Source organism: Bradyrhizobium cajani (genome assembly GCF_009759665.1).
In the GTDB taxonomy this organism is placed as follows: Bacteria; Pseudomonadota; Alphaproteobacteria; order Rhizobiales; family Xanthobacteraceae; genus Bradyrhizobium; species Bradyrhizobium cajani.
The window spans coordinates 157,553-173,358 of record NZ_WQNE01000001.1 but is presented as its reverse complement, the minus strand read 5'-3'; the positions used below and the strand labels follow the sequence as shown (position 1 = coordinate 173,358).

The window sequence follows — 15,806 nt, the reverse complement described above, 5'->3', positions numbered from 1 at the left end:
CCAGAAGACCGGGAGTGAACCATGCTGGCTGATCGCATCGAGGCAAAATGGATCGACGCGTTTTGCGAGATTTTTGAACGATGCGCGGTCAAGGCCGGCGATACGGCGGCGATCCTATCGGAAACCCAGTCGCGCGCGTTGAATGTGCATCTGGCAGAGCTGGCGCTGCTGCGATTAGGTGCAAGGCCATTTCATGTGGTAATGCCGACGCCGCGCAATCGGAATATCGTTCCGGTTCGCTCGACCGGGGCGAGCGAGGCGATCCAGAAGCTCGGTCCGGTCATTACTGCTCTTCAGCAGGCCGGTTTTGTGGTCGATTGCACGATCGAGGGCCTCATGCATGCGGTGGAGACGCCAGAGATCCTCAAGGCCGGCGCGCGCATATTGGTGATCTCCAATGAGCATCCCGAGGCGCTGGAACGCATGGTGCCGGATCCTGCGCTCGAGAAGCGCGTTCGTGCGGCCGCGAAGATGCTGCGTGGTACCAAGCGGATGCGGGTCACGTCAAAGGCCGGAACGGCGCTCGACGTGGACATGGTCGGCGCCTCCACAGTCGGCGTTTGGGGCTGGACAGACAAGCCCGGTACGCTGGCGCACTGGCCAGGCGGCATTGTCGTCAGCTTCCCTAAGAGCGGGACGATCAACGGCACGCTGGTGATGGCGCCTGGCGACATTAACCTGACCTTCAAGCGTTACCTGACGTCCCCCGTAAGGATGACGCTGAAGGACGACTATGTCGTCGAGCTGCAGGGGGAGGGCACCGATGCCGCGATGATGCGTGCCTATCTCGCTGCGTGGGGTGATCGCGAGGCCTATGCGGTTTCGCATGTCGGCTTCGGCATGAACCCTGGCGCGCGCTACGAGGCGCTCTCGATGTACGACCAGCGTGACACCAACGGCACCGAAATTCGCGCTGTCTCCGGCAATTTCCTGTTCTCGACCGGGGCGAACGAATTTGCTGGCCGCTACACGGCAGGCCATTTCGACCTGCCGATGATGGGAACGACGATCGAGCTCGATGGTGTCGCGGTCGTTCGCGAAGGTGTGCTTCAGGACGTGTTTGGCTAGTTGCGATCGAGCACGGGCGGGCGAGCCAGATCGAAATGCCGGAGCAGGTCGACCATGGCCTGGAGGCGTTTCGCGCGATAGGCATCGACGTCCATGCCTGAATAATCGAGGAAGCCCGCGCCGGTTCGCAGGCCGATCCGGCCTTCGTGCATGTTCCTTGAAATTACCTCCGGCGCCCGATAGCGGTCGCTGCCGAGCGCGCCCTCGAGATAGCCGCTGGCATAGTACAGGATGTCGCCGCCTCCCCAGTCGATGAATTCCAGCAGCCCGAGCACGGCGTAGCGGAAACCAAAGCCGTAGCGGATTGCCTTGTCGATCTCCTCGGCGCTGGCGACGCCTTCCTCGACCATGCGTGCGGCCTCGTTCATGGCCAGCGCCTGGATGCGCGGCACGATGAAGCCTGGCGTCGCTGCGCAGACCACCGGCACCTTGCCGATGCCTTCGAGTAGCACCTTGACCTCGTCGATGATGGCAGGGTCGGTGGCTTGGCCGGGTGAAACCTCGACCAGCGGGATCAGGTAGGCCGGATTGAGCCAATGCACATTGAGGAAGCGGCGGGGGTTTACGATCGCCGCGGACAGATCGTCGACGAGAATGGTCGACGTCGTCGATGCAATGATCGTGTCGGGGCCGACCTGCCTTGAAGCCGCGTCCAGCACCTCCCGCTTGAGCTCGACGACTTCGGGGACTCCCTCGAAGACCATTCCGGCCTCGGACAGTGCCGCGCTGCTCTGGCTGGCCGGCACCACCGAGACCCGCGCGACGAGCGGTTCAACATCTGCCGCAGTCAGTAGCCCCAGCTTCGACAGGCTGGCAAACGTCTTCCTGACCTCGCCAAGCGCGTCCGCTTCCAGCCTGTTGAATTCTTCCGCTGAACGGGCCTTGACGTCGATCATTGTCACTGTGTGGCCCGCGTACGCGAACGCGACGGCGATGCCACGGCCCATGCGGCCGGCCCCGAGACAGGCGATGTTGACGCGGCCGGTCATCGATTGAATCCCTCGCGCAGAAGCCTCTGTAGTTCGGCCTTGCTAAGATTGCCGAGACCCAGCGTATCGAGTGTCCGGCCGCCTCGCGCAAAATCCTCGCCGCAGATCGCGCCGCCGATGGCCAGGAATGCTTTGGCCAGCGGCGTGGCCACGCCAGCCAGGCCGGCGACGGAGACCAGCAGCGACAACCCAAGCCGCAAATCTTCGCGCATGTAGCGATGCTCAGTCAGCACGATCCGTTCGCGCCAGTCGCCGGAATCGGTCAGCCGATCATGCGATCCGCGGCCATACATCCAGATCTCGCCCTCCTTCGCGTAGTGATGCGCGAGCGGGAAGTGCGGTGCACCGTACCCGAGTGCCTCGCGTACAACGATCCGCTCGGCGTCGAGCGCGTCGGTGACCCGCCGGATCGCGGCTTGCGTACCTTCCTTGTGGATGTCCCAGCGCTCGAAATGTTCGATCGGGCCAGCGTTCATCACGATCAGCGGCGGATGGATGATGGGGCCCGCATTCATCAGCGCACCGGACAGCGCATCTCCGCACGGTTCGATCACGCTCGGGAAGGCGCGTTCGATGACTTCGAGTGCATGGGGCGCCTGATCGAGCGGGAGTACACCGACCGGCAGGCGCTTGGCGCGGATAGTGATCGCGACCTCGAACGGTCCGTGCTTACGGGTCAGCCAGGGCAGTGTGCCGGTCTCGGCAAAGCTCGCCCTGGCATGGTTGCCAGCATCTCGCGCGGCTTGCGCGAAGATCATCGAGCCGAATGTCGCTGGCGGCAGAAATACGACCTGACCGTCCCGCAGGTGCGGTGCGAGCAGATGCGCAATGTCGGGCTGCGCGAAGGCGGGGGCGGGGCACAGGATCAACTCGGCGCCGCTGATGGCTTCAGCGATGTCGGTCGTGACCAGTTCGAGCTTCACGTCGTGAGGGCCGTTGTGATCCTTCACCAGGATGCGCGAGCCGGCGGCGCGATGCGCTGCGACCTGCTCCGCGTCGCGGCGCCAGAGCCGGACCTCATGCTCCGACAGCGCAAAATCGCCGGCGGCCGCGAAGGAGCCGTTTCCCCCACCTAGAACCGCAATCTTCAAGATGTTTCTCCTTGCGCATGCGATTGTGCATCGAGCTGCTTCAGCAGGAAATGCTGGACCTTGCCCAACGCGGTGCGCGGCAGGTCGGTGACGAAGACGATATCGCGTGGAACCTTGTACCGCGCCAGCTGCGCCTGAATGTGCGTTCTGAGCTCATCCGCTTCGAGCCTGCAGCCGGATCGACGGATCACGTAGGCGATCGGCACCTCGTCCCAGCGCGGATCGGGCCGGCCGATCACGGCGCATTCGCTGACATCCGGATGTTCGAGCAGGACGCGCTCGACTTCAGCCGGGTAGATGTTCTCGCCGCCGGAGATGATCACGTTCTTCTTGCGGTCGCGCACCCAGAAATAGCCGTCGACGTCGCACAGGCCGATATCTCCGGTGCGATACCAGCCGTCGCGCAGCGCATCGCGGGTGGCGTCCGCATTGCCCCAATACTCGAAGAAGACGTTGGGTCCGCGCACCGCGATCTCACCTGGCGTGCCCGCCGGTACATCGCTGCCGGCCTGATCAATCACCTTCGCTTCGCAGCAGAAGCCGGGAAGTCCGGTCGATCCCGAGCGCGAAAGATCGCCGCCGAGCCGCGTGTAGATCGCGATGGGGCAGGTTTCCGTCGAGCCATAGACCTGAAGCACCGGCACGGCGCGTGTGACGAAGCGGTCGATCAGGTGCGGCGGCACGATGGTCGAGCCGGTGGCGACTGCCTTCAGCGACGAGAGATCGGTCGTGGACCAGGCAGGATGCTCGCTGACGGCCTGGATGATCGCAGGCACCATCACGGTCAGTGTCGGTCCCTCCCGCTCAATGGCCGCGAGCGCGGTGTCCGGCGCGAAACGGGCGTGGATCGTCACCGTTGCGCCAAGCTGGAGCGCCGGCGTGGTCTGGATGTTGAGGCCGCCGACATGGAAGAACGGCAGCACGGTCAGGACATGATCGTCCGACGTCATGTTGTGCATGTGCTGGCTCATGACGCCGTTCCAGAACAGCGCCTCCTGACGCAGTACCGCACCTTTCGGCCGTCCGGTGGTTCCTGACGTGTAGACGATGAGGAGTGGGCAGGAGAGATCAGTATGCGGATTTCGTCCGCTACCCTCGCTGCGTGCGAGCAGGTCTTCGAATGTCACGCCGCGAGGCGGCGCGAAGTCGAGGCCGACGACGGATGTCCCCGGCGCAATTCGCACAAGCTCGGGCACGACTCCCTCAAAGGCCTGCTCGAGAACCAGCACCTTGGCGCCTGCATCGGTGAGAATGAACAGCTGCTCGGCGACCGCGAGCCGCCAGTTCAGGGGCACCAGCATCGCGCCGAGCCGTGCGCAGGCATAGAGCAGAACCAGATAATCCGGTCGATTGAGGCTGAGGATCGCGACGCGGTCGCCGCGGCCAACTCCAAGTTCCTGCTTCAAGGCTGCAGCGCTCCGCTCGATCCGCGCGGCGAACGCCTCGTAGCTCAGCCGCTTCCCCTCGAAGGCAATGGCGGTCTTGCCTGGTGTGAAGGCCGCGTTGCGGTCGATCAGGCTACATAGATCCACGGTCAGTCGTCCGTTTCACCGGTCTCATACAGCGCCTCGCGTCCGATCCGGTCGAGGCAGAGCTCGGCCGTCCAGGGGAGCATCAGCGAACCGCAGCGGCTGTCGCGATAGATGCGCTCCAGCGGCAGCGAGCGGAGCATCGCCTGTCCCCCGCAGGTGCGGATCGCAAGCGCCGCGAGATCATTGGCGCCTTCCATCACCGAATATTGCGCGGCGTAGGCACGTAGCACTTGCTCCTTGCTCGGATTGGCGCGGGCTTCGGTGATGGCCTGGAACCAGATCGCCTTGATCTGCTCGAGCTTGATCTGCATCTGCGCGACCGCGATCTGCTTTGTCGGGTACATCCTGCGTTTGACCGGCGGCATGCCCGGCACTTCGCCACGCAAGTAACGTACTGTGAAATCGCAGGCGGCTTGCGCGAGGCCCATATAGGTCGGCGACAGCGTCAGGAACATGTGCGGCCATCGCATCGCAGCCTGGAAATAGACGCCGCGCGGCATGAGCGCAGAATCCTCCGGCACAAATACGTCCTTGAACAACAACGTCCGCGAGACCGTGCCGCGCATGCCGAGCGGATCCCAGTCGCCGACGACCGAGACGCCCTGAGATTTGGCTGGGATGGCTAGATAAAGCGTATTGCGGCGCGATGCCTTCCCGCCTTCCTCGATCTCGGTGCAGAGCACGCCATAATAATCGGCGTGGCCGGAGAGGGACGCGAAGATCTTCTTGCCGTTGACGATCCAGCCGCCCGCGACCGGCCTTGCTTCCGTGCCGAAAGCAACCCCGCCTGCAGCCGCCGCGCCGCCCTCGGAAAAGGGCTGCGAATAGATCGCGCCGTCCTCGACGATGCGCCTGTAGTGGATCGCCCGCCGCCGCTCGTGCTCGGCGCGGGTGTCCGCATCCATGTCGAGATCGTCGGCGAGGGGACCCGACCATAGGGTCGAGCACACATGCATGTTCCAGGTCAGCGCGGTCGCGCCGCAATAGCGGCCGATCTCGGCCGCGGCCAAGGCATAGGTCTGATAGTTCGCGCCGAGTCCACCGTGCTTCTTGGGGACGGCGATGCCGAGCAGGCCGATGCGATGCAGATCGCGATAGTTCTCGGTCGGGAAGATCGCCTCGCGATCGTAGGTCGCGGCGCGACCGGCGAATACGCTCTGGCCGATCTCGCGGGCCCGCGTGATGATGCCCACTTGCTCGTCACTCAAACCGAATGCGACGGGATCGAAGATCGGCGCATCGAGCACGACCTTGTCGGTTGTGCCAATATTGTTGCTGACTTGCATGGTCATTGCGCAGTCACCTTACGCTTTGGCCGTGACGGAGTTCAGGAAACGGCCGAGAGCTTCGTCAAACGCATCAGGGCGTTCAAGGTTGGCGAGATGGCCCACGCCAGCGAGCTCGACATATTCTGCCGCAGGAATGTAGGTCGCCGTCTTCTCCATCATCGGTGCAGGCGCGTTGTTGTCCTTGGAGCCGGACAGCAGCAGCGTCGGGACGGAAATATTCCTGAGCGTGCTGCGCTGATCGAAGCCGATGAGGGCCTGCATCATGGCGCGATAACTTGCCTCAGGAACGTCCCCCATGCACTCGCGTGCGAGCTCCATCCCCTTTGGATCGGGATCGTCGCCGACCAGCTCCTTCACCAGGGAGGGCGCCAACGACTTCATCGTCTCCCCGCGATCGAGTGGCCCGAGCCGCGCTGCGATGAACGATCTCTGCCAGTCGCCGTCGGCCTTGCCGAACGCCGGACTGGTCTGCGCAAGGACCACCGCGCGCGCAAGTTTCGGCGACTGCACCAGCCATTTCTGGACGATCATGCCGCCGATCGAATGTCCAACCAAAATAGGCCTGCCTGCGCCGAGCTGCTCGATGAATTGCTGAAGTGCTTCCGCCAGGGCAGCGATGCTGACGCTGGCGAGCGGTGCCGAACCACCATAGCCCGGCATGTCCCATGCGATCGCGCGGAAGCGGTTGCCGAATGTGGCAAGCTGGCGTCGCCAGGCCCGCGCGGCGCCACCAATGCCATGCAGGAAAATCAGAGGTGTCGCGCCCGGATCGCCCGCGGCTTCGTAGGCGAAGCGTCCGTCCTTTGTTATCATTGGCGCAGGCTGCGACACGCGACGTCCTTTTGCTTGGCCCTTTGATGCTAACAGGCTTGTAGGCGATGGGAAGCGATAATTTTATACTTAAAGCAATTTTCGGGCCGGGCCTCTTGTGGGCGTTTGCGTCCTCGCTCGGCGCTTTCGTTGCAAAAATTTGAAGGTTAAAATATATCGAGGGAACGATCAGCACCCGAGGGAGCCAGCGCATGTCCGGATTGCCGCATTCGCCGCACGCGCTGGTGACCGGTGGCGGTCGCGGCATCGGCCGCGCGATCGCCGCCTCGCTTGTCGGTGCTGGCGCGACCGTGACCGTGCTCGGCCGCAACGCAGCGACTCTTGCCGAGGCGGTCAACGTGGGCGCTGCACATTTTGCCGCCGTTGCCGACGTCTCTGACGAAGCATCGTTGAAGGCGGCCATCGCTGAGGCGAGTGCGCGCAAACCGATCGACATCCTGATTGCCAATGCGGGCAGCGCAGAATCCGCGCCATTCGCCAAATCGGATAGCGCCCTCTTTGGCCGCATGATGGACGTCAACTTCATGGGCGTGGTGCATGCCGTCCGGGCTGTGTTGCCAGGCATGAAGGATCGCTCCTACGGCCGCATCGTCGCGGTGGCGTCGACGGCTGGACTCAAGGGCTACGCCTATGTCAGCGCGTACGTTGCCGCCAAGCACGCCGTGGTCGGGCTCGTGCGTTCCCTCGCCCTCGAGATGGCCGGCAGCAATGTGACCGTGAATGCGGTGTGCCCCGGCTTCACCGACACCGAACTTGTCGCCGGCAGCATCGAAAACATCATGAAGAAGACGGGGCGAACCCGCGAGCAAGCAATTGCCGAGCTGGCGCGACACAATCCACAGGGGCGTCTGATCACGCCTCAGGAGGTGGCCGACGCGGTGCTCTGGCTGTGCGGTGAGGGCGCCGGCGCGATCACCGGACAGGCGATCGCTGTCGCCGGCGGTGAGATCTAGCTTGCGCGGTGCAGGCGCGGAACAAGGAAGCTAAGGAGATCGCATGAGCAGACCCGCAAATCCCGTGACCGTGCCGCTTGCGGACTATTCGCCGCAGCACTTCCTGCTGGCCGTGGTCGACGGCGTCGCGACAGTCACGCTCAACCGTCCCGAACGAAAGAATCCGCTGACCTTCGAGAGTTACCGGGAACTGACGGATTTCTTCCGCGCTTGCGCGTTCGACGATGCGGTCAAGGCCATCGTCGTCACCGGCGCCGGGGGCAATTTCTCGTCGGGCGGCGATGTGTTCGAGATCATCGGTCCGCTCGTGAAGATGGACACCAAGGGGTTGACCGCCTTCACGCGTATGACCGGTGACCTCGTCAAGGCGATGCGGGCCTGCCCGCAGCCGATCGTAGCCGCGGTCGAGGGCATCTGCGCCGGGGCCGGCGCGATCATCGCCATGGCGTCGGACATGCGCCTCGCCGCGAGTGGGGCCAAGGTCGCGTTCCTGTTCAACAAGGTCGGCCTTGCCGGCTGCGATATGGGCGCCTGCGCGATCCTGCCGCGGATCATCGGACAGTCCCGCGCCTCCGAATTGCTCTACACCGGCCGGTTCATGACCGCGGAGGAGGGCGAGCGCTGGGGCTTCTTCAGCCGCCTCGTCACGCCGGAGCAGGTGCTGCCCCAGGCGCAAGTCCTGGCAAAACAGGTCGCGGAAGGGCCGACCTTCGCCAACACCATGACCAAGCGGATGCTGGCGATGGAATGGGCGATGTCGGTGGAGGAGGCCATTGAGGCGGAAGCCGTTGCCCAGGCCCTGTGCATGACGACGGCGGATTTCGAGCGCGCCTTCGAGGCTTTCGCCAACAAGGTCAAGCCGGTCTTCAGGGGAGACTGAAACCCTGCCATTGTCCTCGATCGGATCAGCAACGCCGAGTTTTGGACAATTGTTTCAAGATTAAACTAATGGTCCGGGAAGGTGGAGCATTGGTGGCGGCACAGCCGGTCTCTGCGCCACCATCCGTTCGCAGCCGTGTGCGCGATCTGCGTGATTTCGTGCAGCCGGGAATTAAGGCTAAGCCCAAGACCCGGACCGAGCTCTGGGCGGAGGCGACAAAGCCGCTTGCGGCGGAGTGACCGCCCATGCGACGCTAACCCATTGCCTGTGTTTCGAGCGGAGTAAAGGCGATGAAGGCGATTATCGTCGGTGGCGGCATCGGTGGTCTCACCACGGCATTGATGCTGCGCTCGCGCGGCCTGGATTGTGAGATCTTCGAGCAGGCCGACACCATTCGCGAGCTCGGGGTCGGGATCAACACGCTGCCCCACGCGATGCGCGAGCTTGCGGGGCTCGGCCTGTTGCAGAAGCTCGACGATGTCGCGATCCGCACCGACCAGCTCTATTATCTCAATCGCCACGGCCAGGAGGTCTGGCGCGAAGCTCGCGGCATCGACGCCGGCCACGACGTGCCGCAATTCTCGATCCACCGTGGCCGGCTTCAAGGTGTCATCCATCGTGCCGTCGAGGAGCGGCTCGGGCAGGAGGCAATCCACACCGGCTGCCGCCTCGGTGCCTTCACGCAGGATGAGGGCGGCGTCACCGCCTATTTCTTCGATCGCGCCGGCGCACATGTCCACACCGCGCGTGGCGATATCCTGATCGGCGCCGACGGCATCCATTCGCGCGTGCGCGAGACCTTGTTCCCGAACGAAGGGCCGCCGTGCTGGAACGGCCTGATGCTGTGGCGCGGCGCCCGCGACTGGCCGCTGTTCCTCACGGGCAAATCGATGATCGTAGCCGGTGGCCTTAACGCCAAGGTGGTCATCTATCCGATCGCGGAAGGATCGAGCCCGGCAAGCCGGCTGACCAATTGGGCGGTGCTGGTGAAGGTCGGCGAGGGCAATGCACCGCCGCCGCGGAAGGAAGACTGGTCGCGGCCGGGCCGTCGCGAGGACCTGATGCCACACGTGGCGCGCTTCTCCGTGCCCTATATCGACGTGAAGAGCCTGATCTCCGCGACGCCAGAATTCTACGAATATCCAACCTGCGACCGCGATCCCCTGCCGTACTGGTCATCCGGACGCGTCACGCTGCTCGGCGATGCCGCGCATCCCATGTATCCGGTCGGCTCCAACGGCGCCTCGCAGGCAATCCTCGATGCACGCTGCCTCGCCGACGCCCTGGTGCGCGCCGAGCATCCCCGCCAGGCCCTGGTCGAATACGAGAAGAAGCGCCTGCCGATGACGGCAGACATTGTCCGCTCAAACCGGCGCGGCGGTCCTGAGGGTGTCATCGACGCCGTCGAGCAGCTCGCGCCCGACGGCTTCGACAATGTCGACAACGTGCTGAGCTATTCCCAGCGCGAAGCGATCGTGCGCGGCTATGCCACCAAGGCAGGCTTCGCTGCGGTGCCTGGACTGGCGGCAGTGCGGGCTTAAGACTCGCGATCAGCCGCCCGGAGGCGGCGGCAGGAAGTGGATGTTGAACTCGGCCGCCATCGCCACCACGTCCTCGGGCTTCTGTTCTTTCATGTTGTGAAGGCCCCAGAACAGGTCGAATAGCTTGCGGCTCGGCGACACCCAGAACAGCACCTTTGCGGTCTGCTCCGACTTGTTGAAGATGCCGTGTGGCACGCCCATGCCGAGGCGGATCAGATCGCCTGCGGTCGCCTGCGCCTCCGAATTACCGAGCATGAAATCGAGCTTGCCCTCCAGCATGTAAAGATATTCATCCTGGTCGGGATGAATGTGCGGCGGCACGAAAGTGCCGGGCGGCAATGTCGCGTGCCAGGAGAAGCTGTTCTCCGCATAGCTCTTCGGCACATAAGTCTGGCCGAGGATATTCCAGGAGATGCCCTGGATTCCTTCGTTGGCCCGGGTGATGCCGGTGATTTCGCTCTTCATTGCAGTCCTCCCTTGACGCGACGCGCGGCTTAGTTTGCCGCCTTGCAGTCCTTGGCATAGCGGTCGCCGTAGTTCTCAAAAACTTTCTGAACGATCTCGGTCTGGAACTTGCCGTCCTGGCGTTTGGCCACCTTGGTCAGGTAAAAGTCCTGAATCGGATAGCCGTTGGTGTTGAACTTGAAGGCGCCACGCAGCGAGGTGAAGTCGGCTTTCTTCAGGGCGGCTCGGACCGCGTCCTTGTTGGACAGATCACCCTTTACCGCCTTTACGGCGCTATCGATCAGCATCGCGGCGTCATAGGCCTGGAAGGCATAAGTGCCGGGCACACCGCTATAGGCGGCCTCATAGGCCGCGACGAACTTCTTGTTCTGGGGATTGTCGAGATTGGGGGCCCAGTTCGCACCGCCGAACATGCCGATGGCGGCGTCCTGCTGCGCCGGCAGGGTCGATTCGTCCACCGTGAACGCCGACAGCACCGGAATGGTATCGGCAAGGCCTGCCTGCCGGTATTGCTTGACGAGATTGACGCCAAGGCCCCCCGGCATGAACGTGAACAGCGCGTCGGGCTTCTGCGAGGAAATCTTGGAAAGCTCCGGCTGGAAGTCCAGCGTGTTCAGCGGCATGTAGGACTCCTCGACGATCTCGCCCTTGTAGTCGAGCTTGAAGCCCGCCACCGAGTCTTTGCCGGCCTGATAGTTCGGGACCATCAGGTACATGCGCTTGTAGCCGCGATCCTGCGCGACCTTGCCGAGGATCTCGTGCACCTGGTCGTTCTGATACGACGTCACATAGAAGAACGGGTTGCAATCCTTGCCCGCAAACGTCGACGGGCCGGCATTGGGGCTGATCAGGAACACCTTCGATTCCGTTACGGGCCGATGGATCGCCTGGAGAATGTTGGAGAAGATCGGGCCGACCACGAAGTCGACCTTGTCGCGCTCCAGAAGGCCCTTGACCTTGGTCACCGCTGCATCCGGCTTCAGTTCGTCGTCCGCAACGATCACTTCCACATCGCGGCCGCCCATCTTGCCGCCGAGATCCTTGACCGCGAGCGCGAAGCCGTCGCGAACCTGTTGGCCGAGCGCGGCGGCGGGTCCCGACAGGGTCACGACCACACCAAGCTTGATCTTTTCCTGGGCGAGGGCTGGGCTCACCGTGGTGCCGAGCAGCAAGGCGGCTGCCGCCAAGGTCAATTGCGTCTTCATGGTCTGTCCCTCGTGCCTATCGGGCTTGCGTTGCAAGCCGCGCGCTTCCAATCCAAGCTTATGCCGATGACGGCTGCTGCGGCAAGCAACGCCCGCACCGCCCCTGGCAGGCGTGCATTTCATGCAAGCCGCGCGCCAATTATTTGAAGCCTAAAGAAATTCACGTGCGGTCGATTGTTGCAGCTTTGGGCTTGCGGCTGGCGCGGATTTACTTGAAGCTCAAAATGTTAGGGAATCCGGGCCGGCGCCAATGCCGGCCGTCAATGATTGCAGCAAGATGCTCGATTCCGAAACCAAGGTCGTCGAAACGCCGGAAGACCACGCCGACGAGCTTCGGTTGTGGCTGCGGCTCTTGACCTGCACGACCCTGATCGAGGGCGAGGTTCGCGGCCGGTTGCGGCAGCGGTTCGACGTCACGCTGCCGCGTTTCGATCTGATGGCGCAGCTCGACAAGGCCCCGGACGGCATGACGCTGTCCGATGTCTCCAAGCGCATGATGGTGTCGAACGGCAATGTGACCGGCCTCGTCGAGCGTCTCGTGGAATCCGGTCATCTCGACCGGCGGACCTCGGAGACGGACCGTCGTGTCCAGGTGATCCGCCTCACAAAGCTCGGGCGTGCCGAGTTTCGCAGAATGGCTGCGGAACATGAAACCTGGATTGCCGATCTCTTCGCCGAGCTCTCGCCGAAGGATGTCCGCGAACTGATGCGGCTGCTGGCCAAGACCAAGGCGTCGGCGCAGAAATCGGCCGCGCGCCGCCGGCCGTAAATGCGCTGGCGGGTCAGGCCGCCAATCCCTTTTGCCGCAGGAAAAAGCACGGGATGCCCAAAATCCCCTATTGCGCCAAATTGTTTTAAGCCTAAAATGTTTTCAGATCGTGCTGCCGGGTGCAATCCATGCTGAAAGGAGCGTGCGATGGCCAACGCCGCCAAGGTTCAAGTGACGGGCTCGCATGACGGCAATGCTGCGACGGCCCATGTCGATACATTTGCGCGGCAGCATCTGCCGCCGCGCGAGCTCTGGCCCGAATTCATCTTCACGCGGCCGGAACTGAGCTATCCCCCGCGATTGAACTGCGTCAGCTATTTCCTCGATCGCTGGATCGAGCAGGGCCATGGCGACGCGCCTTGCGTCATCAGTCCCGCTGTCAGTTACACCTATCGCGAGCTGCAAGTGCTCGTGAACCGCATCGCCAATGTGCTGGTCGGCAAGCTCGGTCTCGTGACCGGCGGACGCGTGCTGCTGCGTTCCGCCAACAACCCGATGATGGTTGCGACCTATCTCGCGGTGATCAAGGCCGGTGGCATTGTCGTGGCCACGATGCCGCTGCTGCGCGCCAAGGAATTGTCGTACCCGATCCAGAAAGCAGAGATTACGCTCGCGCTGTGCGACGGAAAGCTCTCCGAGGAAATGGAGAAGGCAAGGGCAGTGGCGTCCAGTCTCAAGCTGGTTGTCTATTGGGGCAATGGCGCCGCAGACTCGCTCGAGGCGCTGATCGCGGATGCGAGCCCGGAGTTCAGGGCTGTCGATACCGCCTCGGACGACGTCTGCCTGATCGCCTTCACGTCGGGCACGACTGGCGATCCCAAGGGCACCATGCATTTCCACCGGGACATGCTGGCGGTCTGCGACGGTTATGCGCGCAATATTCTGCGCGCCGAGCAGAAGGATCGCTTCGTCGGCTCCGCGCCGCTCGCCTTCACTTTTGGATTTGGCGGCGTGCTGTTTCCCATGCACATCGGCGCTTCGTTCGTCGTTCTGGAGAAGACGACGCCCGATGATATCCTGACCGCGATCGAGCAGTACAAGACCACGGTGTGCTTCACGGCGCCGACTGCCTATCGCGCTCTCATCGGCAAGCTGCCTGGCCGCGACATTTCCTCGTTGCGGAAGTGCGTCTCCGCCGGCGAGACGCTGCCCAAGCCGACATTCGACGCCTGGCTCAAGGCCACCGGCCTCAAGCTGATGGACGGTATCGGTTCGACGGAGCTGCTGCACATCTTCATCAGCGCCACCGAGGACGAGATCCGGCCGGGCGCCACGGGGAAGCCTGTGCCGGGCTATGAGGCCAAGATCGTCGACGATGCCGGCAATGACGTGCCGCCCGGAACGATGGGGCTCTTGGCGGTGCGCGGGCCGACCGGCTGCCGCTATCTCGCCGATGAGCGGCAGCGGAAATATGTCCAGAACGGTTGGAACATCACCGGCGACACCTACCTGATGGATAGCGACGGCTATTTCTGGTACCAGTCGCGCTCCGACGACATGATCGTGTCGGCCGGCTACAACATCGCAGGTACCGATGTCGAGGCGGCACTGCTCACGCATCCCTCCGTCGTCGAATGCGGGGTCGTCGGTGCGCCAGACGAGGCGCGCGGCATGATCGTGAAGGCCTATGTCATTGTCGCTCCCGGTGTGACGCCGGACGCTCAGCTCGTGGCCGAGCTGCAGGAGCATGTCAAACGCGAGATCGCGCCGTACAAATATCCGCGCGCGATCGAGTTCGTGACGCAGTTGCCGAAGACCGAGACCGGCAAGTTGAAGCGCTTTGCACTGCGGCAGCTGGCGCAGGCCGCGGCGACGTCCTCGGGCGTCGCGGCGGAATGAAAGAAGGATAGAGAATTGTCCGTGACGACGCCGAAAGGCCCGCAGCTTGCGGTGCTGTCAACCGCCGACGAGAACGGCGCGCGCTCGGGGGCGCAAATCCTCCAGCCGCCCGGCTGGCCGGTGCCGAAAGGCTATGCCAACGGCATGGCCGCTGAGGGGCGCATCGTCGTCACCGGCGGCGTGATCGGCTGGGATGCCGAAGAGTGCCTTGCGGACGGCTTTGTCGGGCAGGTCCGCCAGACCCTCGGCAATATCGCCGCGATTCTGGCAGAAGCGGGCGCGCGACCCGAACACCTCGTGCGCCTGACCTGGTACGTCGTGGACATGGACGAATACCTGACGAACCTGAAGGAACTAGGCAAGGTGTACCGTACGATCTTCGGAGCGCACTATCCGGCGATGGCACTGGTTCAGGTGGTCCGCCTCGTCGAGAAGGCGGCGCGCGTCGAAATCGAGGCCACCGCCGTCATTCCTCGCTGAGCACGGCCGCGATCAGCTCGCCTCTATCAGCTTGCCTTGGCGAGCTCGTCGTCCTCGGGCGAGTTCAGATAGACGCCCGACATGGTGTCGACCCAGCAGAGATGGTCGTGCACCTTCTTGACACCCTCGACATTCTCGGCTGCGACGACCGCGGCCTGACGCGCGCGTTCCTCGGTGATGACGCCGCTAAGATGAACGATGCCGTCGCGGACGATGACGTTCAGCCCGAACGGGCACCAGTCGTTTCTCTCCATGGCGTCGATGATGCGGCCGCGGATGTGATCGTCGTCAGCCGTCGGGTCCGGCACCTCGCGGGCGAGGCCCGCTACGGCCTGCAACAGGTTGGCACGGGATACGATTCCGACGACTTTGTCGCCGCGCACCACCGGCAGACGCTTCACGTTGTTCCGTTCCATGAGGTCAACGATCTCGGCGAGCGCCGTATCCTCGGTGATGGTCACGGGCGAGGCGGTCATCACCTCAGAGACCTTACGGCCGTGCTCGTGAACGAAGTCGCTGGCGGACTTGCCGGGGCCGAGGATGAACCGCAGCCAGCGGCCGCGTTTGCGACCGGTGCCGATTTCACTGCGCCGGATGAAATCCCCTTCCGAGACGACTCCAAGCAACCTGCCGGTATCGTCGACCACCGTCAGACCGCTGATGTGTCGCTTCAGCATGATGTTCGCGGCCTCGACGATGCTGGTGTCTGGGGTCACCGAAATGACCGACCGGGTCATGATTTGATGGGCGCGCATGGGGAAGCTCCGCAAGTTCGACGAATTCCGATGAGCCAAACCTATTTCGCTCCTCGAAGTCCGTTTTGACCCAGGTCAAGCAAATGGGGCGCTGTATTCTGATCGGATAATCGTGATCG

15 protein-coding genes are annotated in these 15,806 nt (G+C 63.4%); 7 read left to right on the top strand and 8 right to left on the bottom strand.

The genetic code is table 11. The features are described from left to right. Positions 1-21: 21 nt before the first annotated feature. Positions 22-1,068, top strand: coding sequence for a 2,5-dihydroxypyridine 5,6-dioxygenase NicX family protein (locus tag GPL20_RS00750; protein WP_157326898.1), 1,047 nt, complete (start codon positions 22-24; stop codon positions 1,066-1,068). Here GPL20_RS00750 and GPL20_RS00745 read toward each other — a convergent pair. Genes GPL20_RS00745 through GPL20_RS00725 form a run of 5 tightly spaced genes read right to left on the bottom strand, consistent with a single transcriptional unit; the run spans position 1,065 to position 6,800 of the window. Then, entirely contained in the window at positions 1,065-2,057 is a 993-nt protein-coding gene (locus GPL20_RS00745; protein ID WP_157326897.1) for a 3-hydroxybutyryl-CoA dehydrogenase, read from the bottom strand. The genes GPL20_RS00750 and GPL20_RS00745 overlap by 4 nt on opposite strands. Continuing rightward, the gene (locus tag GPL20_RS00740) at positions 2,054-3,148 is read right to left on the bottom strand and encodes an NAD/NADP-dependent octopine/nopaline dehydrogenase family protein (RefSeq protein WP_157326896.1); all 1,095 of its coding nucleotides are present in this window, start codon (positions 3,146-3,148) and stop codon (positions 2,054-2,056) included. Before GPL20_RS00740 ends, GPL20_RS00745 begins: the two co-directional genes overlap by 4 nt. Next, positions 3,145-4,680, bottom strand: coding sequence for a class I adenylate-forming enzyme family protein (locus tag GPL20_RS00735; protein WP_254124977.1), 1,536 nt, complete (start codon positions 4,678-4,680; stop codon positions 3,145-3,147). The genes GPL20_RS00740 and GPL20_RS00735 overlap by 4 nt, the downstream gene beginning before the upstream one ends. 2 nt (positions 4,681-4,682) lie before the next feature. Then, complete coding sequence (locus GPL20_RS00730) at positions 4,683-5,972, bottom strand: acyl-CoA dehydrogenase family protein (protein WP_157326895.1); 1,290 nt, start codon at positions 5,970-5,972, stop codon at positions 4,683-4,685. 12 nt (positions 5,973-5,984) lie between these two features. Then, positions 5,985-6,800, bottom strand: a complete 816-nt coding sequence (locus GPL20_RS00725; RefSeq protein WP_373568192.1) for an alpha/beta fold hydrolase — start codon at positions 6,798-6,800, stop codon at positions 5,985-5,987. Between the two features lie 191 nt (positions 6,801-6,991). Between GPL20_RS00725 and GPL20_RS00720 the strand changes: the two genes are divergently transcribed. The 3 genes from GPL20_RS00720 to GPL20_RS00710 all read left to right on the top strand — a co-directional run bounded on the left by GPL20_RS00720 (position 6,992) and on the right by GPL20_RS00710 (position 10,174). After that, positions 6,992-7,753, top strand: a complete 762-nt coding sequence (locus GPL20_RS00720) for an SDR family NAD(P)-dependent oxidoreductase (RefSeq protein ID WP_157326893.1) — start codon at positions 6,992-6,994, stop codon at positions 7,751-7,753. 43 nt (positions 7,754-7,796) lie between these two features. Beyond that, entirely contained in the window at positions 7,797-8,633 is an 837-nt protein-coding gene (locus GPL20_RS00715; RefSeq protein WP_157326892.1) for an enoyl-CoA hydratase family protein, read from the top strand. 290 nt (positions 8,634-8,923) lie between these two features. Continuing rightward, the gene (locus GPL20_RS00710) at positions 8,924-10,174 is read left to right on the top strand and encodes a flavin-dependent oxidoreductase (RefSeq protein WP_157326891.1); all 1,251 of its coding nucleotides are present in this window, start codon (positions 8,924-8,926) and stop codon (positions 10,172-10,174) included. A gap of 9 nt (positions 10,175-10,183) precedes the next feature. On the opposite strand, the gene GPL20_RS00705 is transcribed toward GPL20_RS00710, so the two are convergent. Then, a complete protein-coding gene (locus tag GPL20_RS00705; RefSeq protein ID WP_080136282.1) occupies positions 10,184-10,639 on the bottom strand; it encodes a cupin domain-containing protein in 456 nt (151 codons plus the stop codon). A 29-nt stretch (positions 10,640-10,668) separates the two neighbouring features. Then, positions 10,669-11,844, bottom strand: a complete 1,176-nt coding sequence (locus GPL20_RS00700; protein WP_167532830.1) for an ABC transporter substrate-binding protein — start codon at positions 11,842-11,844, stop codon at positions 10,669-10,671. Positions 11,845-12,094: 250 nt separating this feature from the next. Here GPL20_RS00700 and GPL20_RS00695 point away from each other — a divergent pair, with 250 nt between their 5' ends. The 3 genes from GPL20_RS00695 to GPL20_RS00685 all read left to right on the top strand — a co-directional run bounded on the left by GPL20_RS00695 (position 12,095) and on the right by GPL20_RS00685 (position 14,932). Further along, a complete protein-coding gene (locus GPL20_RS00695) occupies positions 12,095-12,613 on the top strand; it encodes a MarR family winged helix-turn-helix transcriptional regulator (protein WP_167532829.1) in 519 nt (172 codons plus the stop codon). 147 nt (positions 12,614-12,760) lie between these two features. Then, positions 12,761-14,452 (top strand): benzoate-CoA ligase family protein, encoded by a 1,692-nt coding sequence (locus GPL20_RS00690; RefSeq protein WP_157326888.1) that lies wholly within the window; start codon positions 12,761-12,763, stop codon positions 14,450-14,452. A gap of 21 nt (positions 14,453-14,473) precedes the next feature. Further along, positions 14,474-14,932 (top strand): RidA family protein, encoded by a 459-nt coding sequence (locus GPL20_RS00685; protein ID WP_373568193.1) that lies wholly within the window; start codon positions 14,474-14,476, stop codon positions 14,930-14,932. A gap of 26 nt (positions 14,933-14,958) precedes the next feature. Here GPL20_RS00685 and GPL20_RS00680 read toward each other — a convergent pair whose 3' ends face one another. Then, a complete protein-coding gene (locus tag GPL20_RS00680; RefSeq protein WP_157326886.1) occupies positions 14,959-15,687 on the bottom strand; it encodes a CBS domain-containing protein in 729 nt (242 codons plus the stop codon). Positions 15,688-15,806 lie beyond the last annotated feature (119 nt).

Excerpts from the sequence above, each read along its gene's own strand:
- GPL20_RS00750 (WP_157326898.1), top strand. The coding sequence starts at position 22 with ATGCTGGCTGATCGCATCGAGGCAAAATGGATCGACGCGTTTTGCGAG.
- GPL20_RS00745 (WP_157326897.1), bottom strand. The coding sequence starts at position 2,057 with ATGACCGGCCGCGTCAACATCGCCTGTCTCGGGGCCGGCCGCATGGGC.
- GPL20_RS00730 (WP_157326895.1), bottom strand. The coding sequence starts at position 5,972 with ATGACCATGCAAGTCAGCAACAATATTGGCACAACCGACAAGGTCGTG.
- GPL20_RS00720 (WP_157326893.1), top strand. The coding sequence starts at position 6,992 with ATGTCCGGATTGCCGCATTCGCCGCACGCGCTGGTGACCGGTGGCGGT.
- GPL20_RS00715 (WP_157326892.1), top strand. The coding sequence starts at position 7,797 with ATGAGCAGACCCGCAAATCCCGTGACCGTGCCGCTTGCGGACTATTCG.
- GPL20_RS00710 (WP_157326891.1), top strand. The coding sequence starts at position 8,924 with ATGAAGGCGATTATCGTCGGTGGCGGCATCGGTGGTCTCACCACGGCA.
- GPL20_RS00705 (WP_080136282.1), bottom strand. The coding sequence starts at position 10,639 with ATGAAGAGCGAAATCACCGGCATCACCCGGGCCAACGAAGGAATCCAG.
- GPL20_RS00700 (WP_167532830.1), bottom strand. The coding sequence starts at position 11,844 with ATGAAGACGCAATTGACCTTGGCGGCAGCCGCCTTGCTGCTCGGCACC.
- GPL20_RS00695 (WP_167532829.1), top strand. The coding sequence starts at position 12,095 with ATGCCGGCCGTCAATGATTGCAGCAAGATGCTCGATTCCGAAACCAAG.
- GPL20_RS00690 (WP_157326888.1), top strand. The coding sequence starts at position 12,761 with ATGGCCAACGCCGCCAAGGTTCAAGTGACGGGCTCGCATGACGGCAAT.
- GPL20_RS00680 (WP_157326886.1), bottom strand. The coding sequence starts at position 15,687 with ATGCGCGCCCATCAAATCATGACCCGGTCGGTCATTTCGGTGACCCCA.